The organism is Psychrobacter sp. 1U2 (genome assembly GCF_051847575.1).
In genome coordinates, this window is record NZ_JBPYDC010000420.1 from 1 (window position 1) to 1,104 (window position 1,104).

At 41.3% G+C, this 1,104-nt stretch carries 1 pseudogene; it reads left to right on the top strand.

The features are described 5' to 3' along the window. Positions 1–34: 34 nt before the first annotated feature. A pseudogene (locus tag ACS8FD_RS16280) lies at positions 35–1,104 on the top strand (hypothetical protein); the annotation flags it as partial.

The window sequence follows — 1,104 nt, forward strand, 5'->3', positions numbered from 1 at the left end:
AGAAACCAAAAAGCCAAGCGAGAAGCCAATAGTCATGATTAAACTCGACGAGATCTACCAAAGTCGTGAGTACAAGACACTAGAAGATATTTTTTCTAATGACAGTACCGGTCTATTAGACGATATAAAGCCCGTTACAAATAGCTCGGCGAATAACAGCGTTTTAGCGCAGCAATTTGACACTATCAACCTTTTTATCGATCAACAGGGGCGCATACCCAGTAGCAGTGCTAGCGATATTAATGAAAAGATAAATGCTCGCCTCTTAGCTACCATACAAACCAACCACGCAAACTCGCAAGAATTGCTAGCTTTAGATAAGCATGGTTTATTGGCTACGCAAAGTACTACTTTTACCCTATCTGACAAACCGACACTCTCAGACAAAGGCGTGAGCAATAAGGATGATGGGTCTGAAAAGGCAGTCAGCGATAGCACTAAAGAAGCTGAGCCGGTAACCGTGACTGTTAGCGAGCCACCTGTTATTAACAGTCTAGATGATATTTTCAACAGTGATGACCTAGGGATTTTTGACAACATCCATTCTGAAATTTTAGTCAGTGACAGTCAGAGCAATACACGTGCCAGCTATGATCAATACAATGACGAAGATATAGCAACTCGCTTTGAATGTAAGGACTTTTATAAGTTTGAAGCAACCTTTGAGCGCATATCTAAAGCTATTCAAACGGGGGCTTTTACCAAAAATAATTTTTCATCGGTGAAAGACATCAATATCGGTAGTGTCTTTGTTTTAAACGGCATGCTTTGTTATGTGGCTGATATCTATCAAGCAGAGGCTAGAAAGAACACTCGAAGCCAAGAGAGGCTACGCTTAATATTTTCTAACGGTACAGAGTCGAATATGCTTACTCATTCATTGGCTACCGCGCAGTATAAATATGAAAACAGCTATCAGCTCTTAATTACTGATCCTGACTGGATGGATGATGAGCTCGCCAAAAACTTTGGAGACAATCGGCAACTTACTGGTGTCATTTATGTCGCCAAGCTAACTGATACCCCAAGCAACTTAGCCCACTATAAGCACCTGCATAAATTAGGTTTCTCTACCCTTACAGGAGAGGCGCGTACCAAGTATTC